Origin of the sequence: Leucobacter luti (assembly GCF_004217175.1) — a bacterium.
Lineage (GTDB): Bacteria > Actinomycetota > Actinomycetes > Actinomycetales > Microbacteriaceae > Leucobacter > Leucobacter luti.
In genome coordinates this window covers 190448-204843 of the sequence record NZ_SHKI01000002.1, presented here as the reverse complement: position 1 = coordinate 204843, position 14396 = coordinate 190448, and the positions used below count along the sequence as shown (strand labels likewise).

Below are 14396 nucleotides of genomic sequence, written 5' to 3'. Positions count from 1 at the left end.
CACCAGGGCGGACCCCGCACCGCGCGGCGGCGCGGCTACCCCGCGTCCGCGAGCACCCCGGCGAGCGCACGGAAGGCCTGATCTGCCGGGTGTGCGCCGTCGGGCAGGTTCGAGAGGTTCGCGTACACCACGATGCTGGCTCCGGTCGCCGGGTTGTTGAACGTTGCCGCCGTAAACCCGAGCCCCTCGCCGTTGTGCCCCAGCCAGCCGTCGGTCTCGCCCATCCCCACCGCGTAGATGTCGTAGGGCGGCTTCTCGATCCTGTGCCCAACTTCGCGGAGCGCCTGCGTCTCGGGCCGCAGCAGCGCGCCGGACCCGAGCGTATCCGCCCACACGCGCCCGTCGTCGAGGGTCGAGAACATGGCGCCCGCCGCGCCGAGAATCGACGGGTTCTGATCCTGCGGCAGCGGCGCTGCCCCGTCGGGGTCCGGCATGTACCCGATCGCGTGCGGCGCGGTCCAGTCGGCGACATCGGGGGTGTAGCTCGTGCCGGTCTGGCCGAGCGGGTCGAGGATCCGGGCCTGCAGCGCGGTCGCGTAGTCGTCGCCCGTCACCCGCTCGATCACCGCGGCGAGCAGGTTGGTGTTGGCGTTCGTATAGACGTACTCGGTTCCCGGGGCGAACTGCGCGGGTGCCCCGAGCACGCCGCTGTTGAGCTCTTCGAGGGTGTAGACGTGGGTCTGGTCCTTGACGTACTCGGCAAAGAACTCGTCGGTGACATAGTCGGCGACGCCGCTCGACATGTTCGCAAGCTGCAGCAGCGTGATCTCGTCACCGTTCGTGACCCCGTCGACGTACCGGTCGATCGTGTCGTCAAGCCTGAGCTCGCCCTCGTCGGCGAGCTGCAGCACCATCGTGACCGTGTACGACTTCGTGATGCTGCGGATTGGCCAGCTCATCTCGGTGGTGACCGGCGCGTCTTCTGCGACGTCGGCGACGCCGGTCGCGGTGGTCCACGACCCGGATCCGGGAACCCAGACCCCAGCTGCGGCCCCCGGAACGTCGTACTCGGCGAGCGTGCGGTCGAGCGCGTCCTGCAGCCGCTGCTGCAGCTCCGCTGGCAGCTCGCCGGCCGGGGCTTCCGGCCGCTCAACGGCACCCGCGTCGGCGGCCGCGGTCGGCTGGCCTGCCTCCCCAGGGGCGGCGGCGCAGCCGCTCAGTAGCAGGCCGCCCACCGCGAGGACCGCGAGCGCTCCCGCGCGTGCGCGCCCGCTGCGTGGCCGCTGGGCCTCGGTGATCTTGCTCATCTGGATCATCCCCCGTCCGCAGCGGGGCGACCGCGCCCCGCTGTCCCCGGTATTTTCGCATCGATCGCGGAGCAGCGGAAGAGCTTCTGGTGCGGGAGCAGTGGCCGGCCCGTGCGTCCCCACTCGCAACGGGAAGCCGGAGCGGCTAAGCTGTTCTGCATGGGACTGATTGAGGTGGATGGCCGCTAGCCACCGCACGCCGGTGGCGCACGCACGCAGCACGAGCTGCGCGCGAGCCTGAGCTCACGTTTCCGCACGGATCCGCCCGCACCGGGCGTTGATCCACGGGCGAGCCGCCACCCACCTCTCACCACCGTTCTACTCATCCGACGCAAGCGCACCCTCGGGCACCGCTCGCCTTCCGGACGCCCGGCGACCCGCCGCGGCCCGCCGCAGGCACCCCGCGGGGGCAGGCCGTGGCCGGCCGGTGCCGCACGGACGGCCAGGCCCCGCGCTCCCGGTCGCAGCGCCGCGCGTCTCACACACGCTGAAAGCACACCATCATGTCTCACCACTCCCCCATTTCGCTGCACGAGCTCACCCTCGTGTGGCCAGACGGTACCGCCGCGCTCACGCGCGTCACCGGCACATTTTCGGCCGGCCGCACCGGGCTCACGGGCAGCAACGGCGCCGGAAAATCGACGCTGCTGCGGCTCATCGCCGGCGAGCTCGCGCCCACGTCCGGGCGCATCACCACGGACGGCGAGGTCGGCTATCTCCCCCAGCAGCTCACGCTGCGCGGAGACGCCCCCGTGTCCGAGCTGCTCGGCATCGGAGCGACGCTCGCGGCGCTCCGAGCCATCGAGTCCGGCGACGTCGACCAGCGCCACTTCGACGCGGTGGGCGACGACTGGGACGTCGAATCGCGCGCCGCGGAGGCGCTCGACCAGATCGGGCTCGGCACCGCCTCGCTCGACCGCCGGGTCGCCGAGCTTTCGGGCGGAGAGGCGATGCTCGTGGCGCTCACCGGCCTGCGGCTGCGGCGCACCCCGATCACGCTGCTCGACGAGCCCACGAACAATCTGGATCGCGCCACCCGAGCGCAGCTCGGCGAGTTCGTCGATGCGTGGCCGGGCACCCTCGTGGTCGTGAGCCATGACCGGGAGCTGCTCGAGCGCATGGACCACACCGCCGAGCTGTTTGCGGGCCGCCTCGAAACCTTCGGCGGGCCATACAGCGCGTGGGAGCAGCACCGCGAGCAGGAGCAGGCGGCTGCCGAGCAGGCGGCGCGGGCGGCGCAGCAGGCCCTGAAGGTGGAGAAGCGGCAGCGGGTCGAGGCGGAAACCAAGCTCGCGCGCCGGGCACGCACGGCGGCGAAGACGCAGCGCGACGGCGGGATCCCCAAGATCATCGCCGGCACCCGGGCGAACCGCGCGCAGGCCTCGGCCGGAGCGCTGCGCACCACGCTCGACGACAAGGTCGTATCGGCGCAGGCCGCCGTCGACGCCGCGGACGCGCGCGTGCGCAGCACCAGCCGCATCAACCTGACGCTCCCGGATCCCGGGGTCGCGCGCGGCCGGCGGATCGCCGAGCTGCACGCGGGGTCCCGGGACGACCGGGCAGGCGGCAACAGCAGCAGCAGCAGCAGCCAGTCGATCGTGGTGCAGGGCCCGGAGCGGGTGGCGCTGATCGGCCCGAACGGATCCGGCAAGTCGACCCTGATCGAGCAGCTCCGCAGCGGCGGAGCTGCGGTGCCGGGGCGCGCGTCCGGACAGCTCCTCACCGACCGCGTGGGCTACCTGCCGCAGCGACTCGACGGGCTCGACGAGGACGCGAGTGCGCTGCACAACGTGCGCGCGGTGACGCCCGAGGCGACCGACGGCGTGATCCGCAACCAGCTCGCCCGGATGCTGCTGCGCGGCGACGCCGCGGATCGGCCGGTGCGCACGCTCTCCGGCGGCGAGCGCTTCCGGGTGTCGCTGGCTCGTCTGCTGCTCGCCGATCCGCCGGCGCAGCTCCTCATCCTCGACGAGCCGACCAACAACCTCGATCTCGCCAGCGTTGAGCAGCTCGCCGAAGCGCTCGATGCGTACCGGGGGGCGCTGCTCGTCGTGAGTCACGACTTCGCGTTCCTCGAGCGGATCGGGATCGACACGGTGCTCGCACTCGACGCGGACGGGAGGCTCACCCAGCGCCGCGGGCTCACGGAGGAGGCGGAACCGGGCGGCCCTCAGCGACGCTGAGGGCCGCCGAGCAGCCCCGTGCAGCCGCGCCGAGCAGCCCCGTGCGGCGACGCCACACCGCGCTGAGATATATGGATGACATATCTTCGAGCGGCTGAAACATATTCGCTATCGTGGCTGGGGAGCGCACCGATGCGCCCACGTGGGACGTCGGTGCGCGGGAGCTCCCGCCGGGACTCCGATCCCCACGCAGAACGAGGTCCCGCATGCCCCACGCTCAGCCTGATCCCGCACCCGTCGCGATCGTCACCGGGGCCACCGGGGGCATCGGCCGGGCAATCGCGCGGCGCCTCGCGGCGCGCGGCTTCAGGATCGTCGCGCACGGCTGCGGCACGCAGGAGGCCGGGGACGCGCTCTGCGCCGAGCTGGGCGACGCCCGGTACGTTGAGGCGGATCTGTCCGATCCGGCGCAGGCGGCCGAGCTCGCCGAGGCCGCGCGCGCCGCGTTCGGGCGCATCGACGTGGTGATCAACAACGCGGGGATCGGGATCCCGGTGCCGCACGCCGATCTCGCCGCGGTCACGCCAGACTTCTTCACGCGAATGCTCTCGGTGAATCTCGCCGGACCCTGGTATCTCGTGCAGGCCTGCGCGTCAGATCTCGCCGCCGCGCGCGGCAGCGTGATCAACATGACATCCCTCGCGGCGAGCACGGTGAGCGGGAGTTCGATCCCGTACGCGGTCAGCAAGGCCGGGCTTGAGCACCTCACACGGCTCCTCGCGGTGGCGCTGGGGCCCGAGGTGCGGGTCAATGCGATCGCGCCGGGACTTGTCGACACCGAGCGCACCCTTGGCTGGGACCAGATCCGGGACCGTGTCATCGAGACGAGTCCGCTGCGGCGCTCGGGCACGCCGGAGGACATCGCCGCGGCGTGCCTGGCCCTGCTCGACACCGACTATGTCACCGGGGCGATACTCCCCGTCGACGGCGGGCAGCGACTGATCTAAAGGAGGCACACATGACCGGCACCAGTTCCCCGGCCCGCGTGGGGTTCATCGGGCTCGGCGCGATGGGTGCGCCAATGGCGCACCGACTCCTCGACGCCGGACACGAGCTACACGTGTGGAATCGCAGCCCCGAGCGCGCGGCGCCATTCGCGGCGCGCGGCGCGCGAGTGGCCGACGGGCCGGCAGAGCTGGCGGAGTCCTGCGACATCGTGCTCGGCTGCGTGCTCGGCTCCGCGGCCGTGCGCGAGGTGTACCTGTGCGAGGGCGGACTCGTCTCGGCGGCGAGGCCCGGCCTCGTGCTCGTCGAGCACGGCACCTTCGACCCGGGGCTCGCGAGCGAGCTTGGTGCGGCCGCGGCCGCGCGCGGCGTCTTCTTTGCAGACGCCCCCGTGAGCGGCGGCGCGGTCGCGGCGGCGGCCGGGACGCTCGCCGTGATGGCCGGCGGCCACCCCGAGGCCCGCCAGCCCCTGCTGGAGGTGGCCGCCGCGTACGCCGGTGTGATCGAGTGGCTGGGGCCGGTGGGCAGCGGGCTCGCGCTCAAACTGGTGAACCAGATGCTCGTGAGCACGCACGTCGCGATCGCGGCCGAGGCCGCGAACCTCATTGACGCGCTCGGCATCGACCCGGCCGCGGCCACCCGCGCGCTCTCGGGCGGGTGGGCGCAGAGCGCGATGCTCGAACGCTGCCTTCCGCTCGCGCTCGCGGCAGACTTCGAGGCGCCCTCAGACGCGACAATCGGGGGGCTCGCCGAGGCGCAGCGGCTGCTCGCCGAGCTCTCGGCAACCACCGCCACGCCGCTGCCGGTGTTCGCGAGCGCTGCCGAGCGCTTCGCGGCGGCGCGCGCGCTGGGCTGGGGCGGTCGGGATCTCGCCGCGCTCGCGGCGCTCACCCGACGCTAGGGCGCGGCAAAACGCTGGGGCGGGTCCGAACGCGGTCCCGCGGCGGGATGCGGTCCCGCGACAGAGTGCGCACCCGGGGCAAGACGCTGGGGCGGAGCCGACCCCCGCTCAGTACCCCGCGGCCGGATCCACGAGCCCGACGAGCTCGCGGCCGGCGCGGCGGCGCGCCACGTTTTCGCCCACCCGCGCGGCGTAGAGCGGCCTGATCATCTCGAGCGTGTCGGCGGCGTGCGGCGTGATGAGCGCCCGCGGCTCCTCCCAGAGCGGGTGCCCGTCGGGGAGCGGCTCAGGATCGGTGACGTCGAGTGCGGCGCCGGCGATCCGGCCGGCCCCGAGCGCCGCGACGAGCGCGTCGGTGTCGACGAGCGCCCCGCGCGCAATGTTGATGAGGACCGCGTGCGCGGGCAGCGCCGCGAGCGCCGCAGCGTCGATCAGCTGGCGTGTGTCGGGGGTGGCCGCGGCCGCGAGCACGACGACATCGGCCGTGGGCAGCACCGCCATGAGCTCCGCGTCCGTCACCGTGCGATCGGCCGCGGCGACCGGCTCACCGCGGCGGCGCACCACCGTGACCCGCGTGTCGAAGCACTTCATCAGGCGCACGATCTCAAGCCCCACCCCGCCGGCTCCCACGACCACCACGTGGAGCCCGTGGAGCGAGGTCCCGCTCGCCGGGGCCCACGACCGCGCGCGCACCCGCTCGGGGAGCTCGCGCAGCAGGGCGAGCGTGAGCGCGAGGGCGTGCTCGGCGACGGGGAGCGCGAACGCCCCCTTCGCGCTCGTCCAGATCAGCCCGGGGTGATCGCGCAGTGACGCGGCAAACGCCTCGATCCCGGCGCTCGGCAGCTGCACCCAGGGGATGCCCGGGTGCGCAGCGAGCGTGTCGTGCAGCTCCGCGGGCGTGCCACCGTAGCTGCAGACAATTCCCTGCGCGTCGGCCGCGTCCTGCACCGCCTCGGCCCCGGTGGCCGCGAGCTGCTCGGCGAGCTCCGGGAAGAGGTCCCCGATCACCCTGATTCGGAGTGCGGTGTCGCTCATGTGTGACTTCCCCTCGGTCGCGGCCCGGCGACGCCGCCGGGCTCACCTCAGCGTACGAAACCACAAGATATATCACAAATATATCTCTCATATGGAGTAAGAGATTTCTTTCTTCGGTAGATTCCTATGTGCCCGACAGAGTGGTTGGGCACCGAAGGAGAACAATGTCACAGCGAGGCATCACCGGCACCGGCGGGGCGCTCTTCAGCGATCCGGGTCAGGACGGTCTCATGCACCGCGCGTTTCTGCGCGGCGGCGGCGCGAGTGCCGAGGACGTGCGACGCACCCCCGTGATCGGGATCGCGAACAGCGCGTCAGACCTCAACCCGTGCAACAAGGGGCTCGCGCTGCTGGTGCGCGAGGTCAAGCGCGGGGTGCGCGACGCCGGCGGGCTCCCGCTCGAATTCCCCACCATCTCGATCTCCGAGCCGTTCACCCGCCCGACAAGCCTGTACCTGCGCAACCTCATGTCGATCGACGTCGAGGAGATGATCACCGTCTCCCCCATCGACGGCGTCGTACTCATGGGCGGCTGCGACAAGACGGTGCCCGCGCAGCTCATGGGCGCCGTGAGCGCGGGCAAACCGGCCACGATGGTGGTCGCGGGGCCGCGGCCGGTGTCGTGCCACCGCGGCAACTCCTCGGTCACCGTGGACGACGCCTGGCCCATGTGCGACCGCCGCCGCGTTGGCGAGGTTGACGACGCGGAGTGGCTCGAGTTCGAGGGGAACCTCAACACGGACGTTGGCACCTGCAACGTGCTGGGCACCGCGAGCACCATGGCCGCGATCGCCGAACTGCTCGGCTTTGCACTCCCGGGCAGTGCGTTCGCGGAGTCGGTGAGCGCGCGGCGGCGCGAGATCGCGTACCGCACTGGGGTCGAGGCGGTGGCCGCGGTGCGGCGCGGGACGAGCCCGCGCGATCTCGTCACCATGGCGTCGCTCGAGAACGCGTTCCGCGCGGTCACCGCGCTCGGCGGCTCGACGAACGCGGTGATCCATTTGGAGGCGATCGCCGGCCGGGCCGGTGTGATGATCGGGATCGACAATTTCGCGGCGTGGTCGCAGAGCACCCCCTACCTCACGAACGTGCGCCCCGGCGGGAGCGAGACACTCCCCGAGATCGAGGCCGCCGGCGGCGTCCCGAGCGTGCTCGCCCAGATCCCGGACTTGCTGCACCTCGATGCGCTGACCGCCCTCGGCACGAGCTGGGGCGACGAGCTCGCCGCGGTCACTCCACCGGCGAGCCCCGCGATCGCGGACCGCGCCGCTCCGCGCGCCCCGCGCGGCGCGCTCGTGATGCTCCGCGGCAACCTCGCGCCTGGCGGGGCGGTACTCAAGACGGCCGGGGCCGGCGACCCGGCGCTGTTCACGCACCGCGGCAGGGTCGTGGTGTTCGACGGCCTCGACGATTTGAACGCGCGCATCGACGACCCTGATCTCGACGTTGACGCCCAGAGCATCCTCGTGCTGCGCGGCCTCGGCCCCGTGGGCGCGCCCGGCATGCCGGAGGTGGGGCACATCCCGATCCCCGCAAAGCTTCACCGGCGCGGCGTCACCGAGATGGTGCGCATCTCCGACGCGCGCATGAGTGGCACCTCGACCGGCGTGGTCGCGCTCCACGTCTCCCCCGAGGCAGCCGTCGGCGGCCCGCTCGCGTACCTGCGCGACGGCGACGAGGTACTGCTCGACGCCGAGGCCGGACGCCTCGAACACTTCGTCGACCCGGCAGAGTTCGCGGCGCGTACGCCCTACCGCCCAGCCCCGCCCCCCACGCGCGGCTTCGCCAGCCTGCACGCCGCGCACGTGCTGCAGGCAGAGTTCGGCTGCGACTTCGACTTCCTCCGCGACCCTGCGGCGCCCGGCGCCGCACCGATCCGCCACCACGATTCAGGAGTACCCACACCATGACCACAGATACCCCGCCCCTCGCGCTCTCCGCGCGCAACATCCACAAGAGCTACGGCGAGAAAGAAATCCTGCGCGGCATCAGTGTCGATGTGCGCAAGGGCGAGCACATCGCCATCATCGGGCCGAGCGGGTCCGGCAAGAGCACGTTCATCCGCTGCCTGAACGCGCTCGAAGTGCCCGACGCCGGCACCATCGATCTGCGCGGTGAACGCGTATTCGACGCCGAGCGCCGCACCCCCGTGGCGTCGGTGCGCGAGCTGCGCAAGCGCGTGGGCATGGTGTTTCAGTCGTTCAACCTCTTCGCCACGCAGACCGCCCTCGAAAACGTGAGCCTCGCGCAGCGACGGGTGCTCGGCCGCAGCAAGGAGGAGGCCGCGCAGCGCTCCGAGGAGCTGCTGGAGCGGGTCGGCCTGCGCGAGCACACGCACAAGCTGCCGCGCCAGCTCTCGGGCGGCCAGCAGCAGCGCGTGGCGATCGCCCGCTCCCTCGCGCTCGACCCAGAGGTGATCCTGTTCGACGAGCCCACCAGCGCGATCGACCCCGAAATGCGGGTCGAGGTGCTCAAGGTGATGAAGGAGCTTGCCGAGGGCGGTATGACGATGCTCATGGTGACCCACGAGATCCAGTTCGCGCGGGAGGCCGCCGACCGAGTCATGTTTATCGCCGACGGCGAGGTCATCGGCCTCGATACCCCCGAGGCGATGCTCGTCGACCCCGCGCACGAGCGCGTTCGGCGGTTCGTGAACGCCCTGAGCGGGGTCGTCTGATGCTTGATCCCCGCTACATTGCCGAGGGGCTGCTCGTCACCCTCCAAATTTGGGGCGGCGCGCTCGTGCTCTCGCTCGTGCTCGGCATTCCCGTCGCGATGCTGCGGCGCTCAGCCAACCCGGTCGCGAAGGCGGTCGGGGCGTTCTGGGCCTGGATCGCGCGCGGGATCCCGCCCGTCGCGTGGCTCATCATCATCTACTTCGGCCTCTCGCTCGGCATCATCTCGGAGGTGCCAGTGCTCGCCGCGATCGTTGGGCTGGGGATCATCAACTCGGCCTACATCGGAGACAGCATTCGCGCTGGCCTCGACGCGGTCCCGCTCGGTCAGTGGGAGGGCGCCGCGTCGGTGGGGCTCGGCCGCTGGGACACGCTCACCCGCGTGGTACTTCCGCAGGCCGTCCCCGTGATGCTCGCCTCGGTCGCGGCGTACTCGATCACGCTGCTCAAGAACACCGCGATCGCCTCGATCATTGGAGCCAACGAATTGGTCTTCTACGCGTACAACGCCGTACAGATCGGCGCTGATCCGGTCCTGTCGTTCCTCACCATTGGCGCCGTCTACCTCGTGATCACGGTGCCCATCGGAATCCTCGCCCGCCACCTCGGCACGCGCAGCGCTGCGGGGGTGACCGGCTGATGCAAGAGTTCTTCACCCTCGTGGTCGCCCTGCTCCCCGGGCTCGGGGTCAGCATCGCGATGGCCGCAGCGAGCATCGCCGTCGGGATCCCGCTCGGTTTCCTGGCCGGGCTCGCGCTCAACGGGAAGCGCAAGTGGCTGCGCGTCCTCGCCATCGTGCTCGTCGAAACGTTCCGCGGCTTTCCCGCGCTGCTCACCCTCTACCTCGTGTACTTCGGGCTCGCCAGCGTGGTCACCCTCGACCGCTTCACGTCGATCATGGTGGCGTTCGGGCTCACCACCGCCGCGTACACCGCCGAAATCTTCCGCGCGTCGATCGCGAGTGTGCCGCGCGGGCAGATCGAGGCGGCCGAGGCGCTTGCCCTGTCGCGCTCAGACGTGACCCTGCGCATCATTGTGCCGCACGTGCTCAACATTGCCGTGCCACCGCTGATCGGCATCGCAATCATCACCTTCCAGGGCACCGCGCTCGCATACGCGATCGGCGGCAAGGAGCTCCTCGGGTCCGCGTACTCGATCGGTATGACGAACCTGCGGGTGCTTGAGCCGCTCCTGGTGGCGGGGTTCCTGTACCTCGTGGTGACGTCGCTGCTCGCGTGGATGGAGGTGATCGCGGACCGCCGGGCGGAGCGCATCACCGGCAGCATCGCGCACCGCAGGCCGCCGCGCAAACGCGGCCGTGGCCGCGGCGAGCGCGTGGCGCTGAGCACCCGAGCCGTCAACATCGCCGCCGCGGCACCACCCGTTTCTTCTCCGCGTTTCACCACAGCACACCCAACCGAATAGGAGCACCACGCAATGCGATCACTCACCGGATTCCGCATCACCGCCCAACGCTCCGGCGTTGCCATCGCCGGCACCGCCGCCGCACTCCTGCTGCTCACCTCCTGCGCCGGCTCAGGCGAACCGGCGCAGGAGGCCGGGGCCGCAGTCGCCGAAGACTGCACCCCGCTGCACGAGTTCACCACGATCGAACCGGGCGTCCTCACCGTCGCCGCGATGAACGCGGCGCCGAAGTTCCACGCGCTCTCGGACAGCGGCCCGTTCACCGGGATCGATGCCACGCTGATCCCCGAGTTCGCCGCGGAGAACTGCCTCGAGGTGAAGTTCAAGCCAATGACGGGGGCCGCGGCCCAGCTCGATCTCCGCGAGGGCAAGTCGGACATGTTCGGCGGCCTCATCCTCAAGACGCCCGAACGGGCCGAGGTGTTCGCGCAGACCGAGGGGAGCATCCTGTATGAGACGCTCGGGATCACGTCGGCGAAGGACGCCGCGTACGACACGGTCGACTCGCTGCAGGGCAAGCGTGTGGGCACCCTCTCGGGGTCGTACTACGTCGAGCCCCTCAAGGCCGCGTACGGCGCGAACAACGTCGAGGAGTACCAGAGCGACGCGAACGCGTTCGAGGATCTCAAGGCCGGCCGCATCGACGCGGTGGCGTGGCAGAGCATCCAGGGTTTCAACTTCACCGACCGCGACGACGACTACGTCACGAAGATCCTCGACGACGACCAGAAGTATCCGGAGCTCACCGTGCTCCTCGAAAACAACTGGCCCCACACGAAGGGGAACTCCGCGATGACCGCCGCGATCGACGACTACTACGAGCGCGCGAAGGCAGACGGCACCGTTGCCCGCGTGCTCGAGGAGAACGAGATCGGGGAGGAAGCCGCCGAGCTCTACGTCAACGGGCGATAGCCCGGCCCGCGGCCGGCTGTGCGGCGGGAGCGATCCCGCCGCACAGCCGGCCGCTTTTGGGCAGAACTGGCAGTTCGCGGCGGCTCTGAGAGTAATATCACACAGGATGGACCTACACATGGAGCAGAGCTGGAGCGGCTCGGCCGCGCCCGCCGAAGACCTCTCGGTGACCCAGCGCGTACTCGCTGAGTTGCGCACCGAAATCGTCACCGCACGGCTCGCTCCCGGCAGCGTGATCCGCGAGGCGGACATCGCCGCGCGCTTCCGCGTCTCGAAGACCCCGGTCCGCGAGGCGCTCCAGCGGCTCCTCGCCGAGGACTTCGTGATGGTGTTCCCCAGGCGCGGCTACATGGTACGGCAGGTCGGCATCAGCGACATCAAGAACATCATGGCCCTGCGCATGTACATCGAGCCGCCGCTGTCTGCGGTCGCGGCGACGCGGCGCACGCCCAAGCTGCTCGACCGGCTCGGCGCCCTGCTCGACCTGCAGCGCGACGAGAGCCTCGACCACGCGTCGCGGCTCGCGGTGGCACCCGAGTTCCACGGGCTCATCGCCGACGTCTCGCGCAACGATCGCGTCAACCGACTCCTCCGCACCTACTTCGACGAGACCACCCGGATGCACTACCTGTTCCCAGAGGCCACGGCGCACGTCACCTCCGAGGAGGAGCTCACCGCGCACCAGGAAATCCTCGATGCGATCGCCGCGCAGGATCCGGATCGGGCCTCCGCCGCGATGGCGCACCACCTCGCCGAGTCGAACGAGGCGCTCCTCCGCTCCTTCTACTAGTCGCAGTGCGGCGCGCCGGCTGCAAGGCTACCGCCCGGCGTCGGTCGAGTTGAGGCGCAGCCACTCGTCCCACGACGAGGGCGCGCCGGAGAGCACGGTGTCACCGGCGGCCTCGGCCGCCGCCGCCGCGCGAAGCCCGAGGAGCACGTAGTCGAGCTGGCGCAGGTGGATCTCGTTCGCGCGCTGCCGGTCGACCGCGAGGGGCGGCCGGAGGTGCGTGATCGTGAGCATCAGGTCGGCCGGGCCGTAGTGCGCGGGCACGAGGCCGCGCTCACGGTCCGCGCCGACGAGCGCCTCAAGCCCGAGCCGCAGCCGCTCCGCGAGCGCGTCGATCTCCCCGGTGGTCTCCACGTAGCGGCCGAACGTGGTGAGCAGCGGCGTTGACGCCGCGACGATGTGGCGGCGAAGGAAGCGCTCGACTCGTGAGGCCGGTGCGGGCGCCTCCGGGTCGGGCACGGCGCACGACTCAACGAGCTCGCAGATCTGCTCAAGGGACAGCACCCGGATCGCGTTGACCAGCTCCGTTTTGCTCGGGTAGCGCCGGTAGATGCTCGCCACCCCGGTCTGCGCGCGGGCGGCGATCTCGGCCATCGGCGCGCCCCAGCCGTACTCGCTGAAGACCTCGCGGGCAGCCTGCAGGATCGACGCGTCGTTGCCCTGGGCTTCGCGGGCGCGACCGCGCAGCGGCGGGGGCACCGGCTCGGTCGAATTCACCCTTTCACAATAGCGCTCGATCCAATACGATTCTATCGGAACGAATGATTCCGTTCCGATCGGCCTCGCGCCGCGCGGCCTCCGGTGCCCCGCCGCGCGCGGCCCCACCCGCACACCACGTCACGTCACAGATTTGAGTCGCTTTGCCCGCCGCATCATCCGACACCGCCCCGTCCCGGGTGGTCCCCCCAGTCCCCCGCTCCCGCGGACTCGTCTTCGCCCTCGCGCTCGCCGTGCTCGCGTTCTCGATGATGCAAACGCTGCTCGTCCCGGCGCTCCCCACACTCACTCGCGAGTTCGGGATCGACGCCGCGCTGGCCGGCTGGATCCTCACGAGCTACCTCCTGTGCGGCGCGATCGCCGCCCCGATCCTCGGCGCGCTCGGCGATCGGCACGGGCACCGCAAGATCCTGTTCGTCACCCTGGGGCTCTTCATCGCGGGCGGGGTGCTCGCCGCGGTCGCCCCGTCGTTCCCCGTGCTGCTCGCGGGGCGGGTGCTGCAGGGGGCCAGCACCGCCACGTTCCCGCTCGCGCTCGCGATCGTGCGCCGGCACACGACCGGCCCCGCGCAGTCAGCAGCGATCGGCTGGCTCAGCGGCACCATGGGTCTCGGGGCCGGGGCCGCGCTCGTGGTCGGCGGCGTGATCGTCGAATCCCTCTCGTGGCACTGGCTGTTTGTCACCGGCGCCGTCATGGGCGCGCTCGCGCTGGTGCTCGTGGCAGCGTTCGCCCCGGCATCGGCCCGCGGCCAGGCCACGCGCACCGACTGGCCGGGAACGATCCTGCTCACGGTCGGCCTGCTCGCGCTGCTGCTCGCCATTTCCCAGGGCGGGCGCTGGGGCTGGACGTCCGTGCAGGTGCTCGGCCTCGCGGCGCTCGCCGTCGCGGCGCTCTGGGCGCTCGTGATCGTCGAGCGCCGCACGGCCGCCCCGCTCCTGGACGTGCGCACGCTCGCGCGCCCAGCGCTCGCCATCACGAACGGGATCACTTTGTTCCTCGGCTTCGTCCCCTACCTCTGCTACATCGGCCTCCCCGTGCTGCTGCAGGGGCCGGGCGAACCGGGGTTCGGTCAGGGCTTCAGCGTCACCCAGACCGGCATCGCGCTCCTCCCCGGGGCGATCCTCGTGTTCCTCGGCGGCCGCTTCGCGCCGTGGCTGATCAGCCGGGTCGGCCCGCGCGCCACCGCGTTCGTGGCGCTCGCGGCGATGGGGGTCGGCGGCGCCGGCATCGCGGTCGCGCCGGGCAGCCTCGCGGTGATCGTGGTGTTCTTCGCCCTGGTGGGCCTCGGCAACGGGATCGGCTTCGCCGTGGTCGCCGAGCTGGTTGCCGGCCTCGCCCCGCGCGACGAGGTCGCCGCCGCGCTCGGCGTCAACGGCGTGCTCCGCACGGTCGGCTCCGCGCTCGGCGCGCCCGTGGCGACCGCCGTGCTCGCGAGCGGTGCCTGGGCGGTGGGCGGCGCGCCCTCGGCCGCCTCGTTCACGGCGCTCTTCGTGCTCGGCGCCGTGGTGAGCATCGTGGGAGCGTGCTTCGCGCTGACGCTCCGCCCCGGCCCCCGCCGCTAGGCGCGGC

Annotated in this window: 13 protein-coding genes; 10 read left to right on the top strand and 3 right to left on the bottom strand. The window is 71.5% G+C overall.

All coding sequences use genetic code 11. The features are described from left to right. Positions 1-35: 35 nt before the first annotated feature. The gene (locus tag EV139_RS00910; protein ID WP_157992959.1) at positions 36-1247 is read right to left on the bottom strand and encodes a serine hydrolase domain-containing protein; all 1212 of its coding nucleotides are present in this window, start codon (positions 1245-1247) and stop codon (positions 36-38) included. 503 nt (positions 1248-1750) lie between these two features. Between EV139_RS00910 and EV139_RS00905 the strand changes: the two genes are divergently transcribed. The 3 genes from EV139_RS00905 (at position 1751) to EV139_RS00895 (ending at position 5276) form a co-directional block, all read left to right on the top strand. Continuing rightward, positions 1751-3430 (top strand): ABC-F family ATP-binding cassette domain-containing protein, encoded by a 1680-nt coding sequence (locus EV139_RS00905; protein WP_130452443.1) that lies wholly within the window; start codon positions 1751-1753, stop codon positions 3428-3430. A 206-nt stretch (positions 3431-3636) separates the two neighbouring features. Next, positions 3637-4377 carry an SDR family NAD(P)-dependent oxidoreductase gene (locus tag EV139_RS00900; protein ID WP_130452442.1) on the top strand — a complete coding sequence of 247 codons (741 nt, stop codon included), beginning with the start codon at positions 3637-3639 and terminating at the stop codon, positions 4375-4377. Between the two features lie 11 nt (positions 4378-4388). Continuing rightward, entirely contained in the window at positions 4389-5276 is an 888-nt protein-coding gene (locus tag EV139_RS00895) for an NAD(P)-dependent oxidoreductase (protein WP_130452441.1), read from the top strand. A 108-nt stretch (positions 5277-5384) separates the two neighbouring features. On the opposite strand, the gene EV139_RS00890 is transcribed toward EV139_RS00895, so the two are convergent. Continuing rightward, a complete protein-coding gene (locus EV139_RS00890) occupies positions 5385-6311 on the bottom strand; it encodes an NAD(P)-dependent oxidoreductase (RefSeq protein ID WP_130452440.1) in 927 nt (308 codons plus the stop codon). Between the two features lie 164 nt (positions 6312-6475). Between EV139_RS00890 and EV139_RS00885 the strand changes: the two genes are divergently transcribed. From EV139_RS00885 to EV139_RS00860, 6 genes are all read left to right on the top strand, one after another. Beyond that, positions 6476-8221: a dihydroxy-acid dehydratase gene (locus tag EV139_RS00885; protein ID WP_130452439.1), complete on the top strand. Its 1746-nt coding sequence runs from the start codon at positions 6476-6478 to the stop codon at positions 8219-8221. After that, complete coding sequence (locus EV139_RS00880) at positions 8218-8988, top strand: amino acid ABC transporter ATP-binding protein (RefSeq protein ID WP_130452438.1); 771 nt, start codon at positions 8218-8220, stop codon at positions 8986-8988. Before EV139_RS00885 ends, EV139_RS00880 begins: the two co-directional genes overlap by 4 nt. Then, complete coding sequence (locus tag EV139_RS00875; RefSeq protein WP_130452437.1) at positions 8988-9626, top strand: amino acid ABC transporter permease; 639 nt, start codon at positions 8988-8990, stop codon at positions 9624-9626. Before EV139_RS00880 ends, EV139_RS00875 begins: the two co-directional genes overlap by 1 nt. Beyond that, entirely contained in the window at positions 9626-10411 is a 786-nt protein-coding gene (locus tag EV139_RS00870) for an amino acid ABC transporter permease (RefSeq protein WP_130452436.1), read from the top strand. Before EV139_RS00875 ends, EV139_RS00870 begins: the two co-directional genes overlap by 1 nt. A gap of 12 nt (positions 10412-10423) precedes the next feature. Next, entirely contained in the window at positions 10424-11323 is a 900-nt protein-coding gene (locus EV139_RS00865; protein WP_130452435.1) for a substrate-binding periplasmic protein, read from the top strand. A 106-nt stretch (positions 11324-11429) separates the two neighbouring features. Continuing rightward, the gene (locus EV139_RS00860; RefSeq protein WP_130452434.1) at positions 11430-12113 is read left to right on the top strand and encodes a GntR family transcriptional regulator; all 684 of its coding nucleotides are present in this window, start codon (positions 11430-11432) and stop codon (positions 12111-12113) included. A gap of 27 nt (positions 12114-12140) precedes the next feature. Here the strand turns inward: EV139_RS00860 and EV139_RS00855 are convergent, their stop codons facing one another. After that, positions 12141-12827 carry a TetR/AcrR family transcriptional regulator gene (locus tag EV139_RS00855; protein WP_198677400.1) on the bottom strand — a complete coding sequence of 229 codons (687 nt, stop codon included), beginning with the start codon at positions 12825-12827 and terminating at the stop codon, positions 12141-12143. Positions 12828-12970: 143 nt separating this feature from the next. On the opposite strand from EV139_RS00855, the gene EV139_RS00850 reads away from it, so the two are divergent. Further along, the gene (locus tag EV139_RS00850) at positions 12971-14389 is read left to right on the top strand and encodes an MFS transporter (protein WP_198677399.1); all 1419 of its coding nucleotides are present in this window, start codon (positions 12971-12973) and stop codon (positions 14387-14389) included. The last annotated feature ends 7 nt before the right edge of the window (positions 14390-14396 follow it).

Excerpts from the sequence above, each read along its gene's own strand:
- EV139_RS00895 (WP_130452441.1), top strand. The coding sequence starts at position 4,389 with ATGACCGGCACCAGTTCCCCGGCCCGCGTGGGGTTCATCGGGCTCGGC.
- EV139_RS00870 (WP_130452436.1), top strand. The coding sequence starts at position 9,626 with ATGCAAGAGTTCTTCACCCTCGTGGTCGCCCTGCTCCCCGGGCTCGGG.
- EV139_RS00860 (WP_130452434.1), top strand. The coding sequence starts at position 11,430 with ATGGACCTACACATGGAGCAGAGCTGGAGCGGCTCGGCCGCGCCCGCC.
- EV139_RS00900 (WP_130452442.1), top strand. The coding sequence starts at position 3,637 with ATGCCCCACGCTCAGCCTGATCCCGCACCCGTCGCGATCGTCACCGGG.
- EV139_RS00890 (WP_130452440.1), bottom strand. The coding sequence starts at position 6,311 with ATGAGCGACACCGCACTCCGAATCAGGGTGATCGGGGACCTCTTCCCG.
- EV139_RS00875 (WP_130452437.1), top strand. The coding sequence starts at position 8,988 with ATGCTTGATCCCCGCTACATTGCCGAGGGGCTGCTCGTCACCCTCCAA.
- EV139_RS00880 (WP_130452438.1), top strand. The coding sequence starts at position 8,218 with ATGACCACAGATACCCCGCCCCTCGCGCTCTCCGCGCGCAACATCCAC.
- EV139_RS00905 (WP_130452443.1), top strand. The coding sequence starts at position 1,751 with ATGTCTCACCACTCCCCCATTTCGCTGCACGAGCTCACCCTCGTGTGG.
- EV139_RS00910 (WP_157992959.1), bottom strand. The coding sequence starts at position 1,247 with ATGAGCAAGATCACCGAGGCCCAGCGGCCACGCAGCGGGCGCGCACGC.
- EV139_RS00885 (WP_130452439.1), top strand. The coding sequence starts at position 6,476 with ATGTCACAGCGAGGCATCACCGGCACCGGCGGGGCGCTCTTCAGCGAT.
- EV139_RS00865 (WP_130452435.1), top strand. The coding sequence starts at position 10,424 with ATGCGATCACTCACCGGATTCCGCATCACCGCCCAACGCTCCGGCGTT.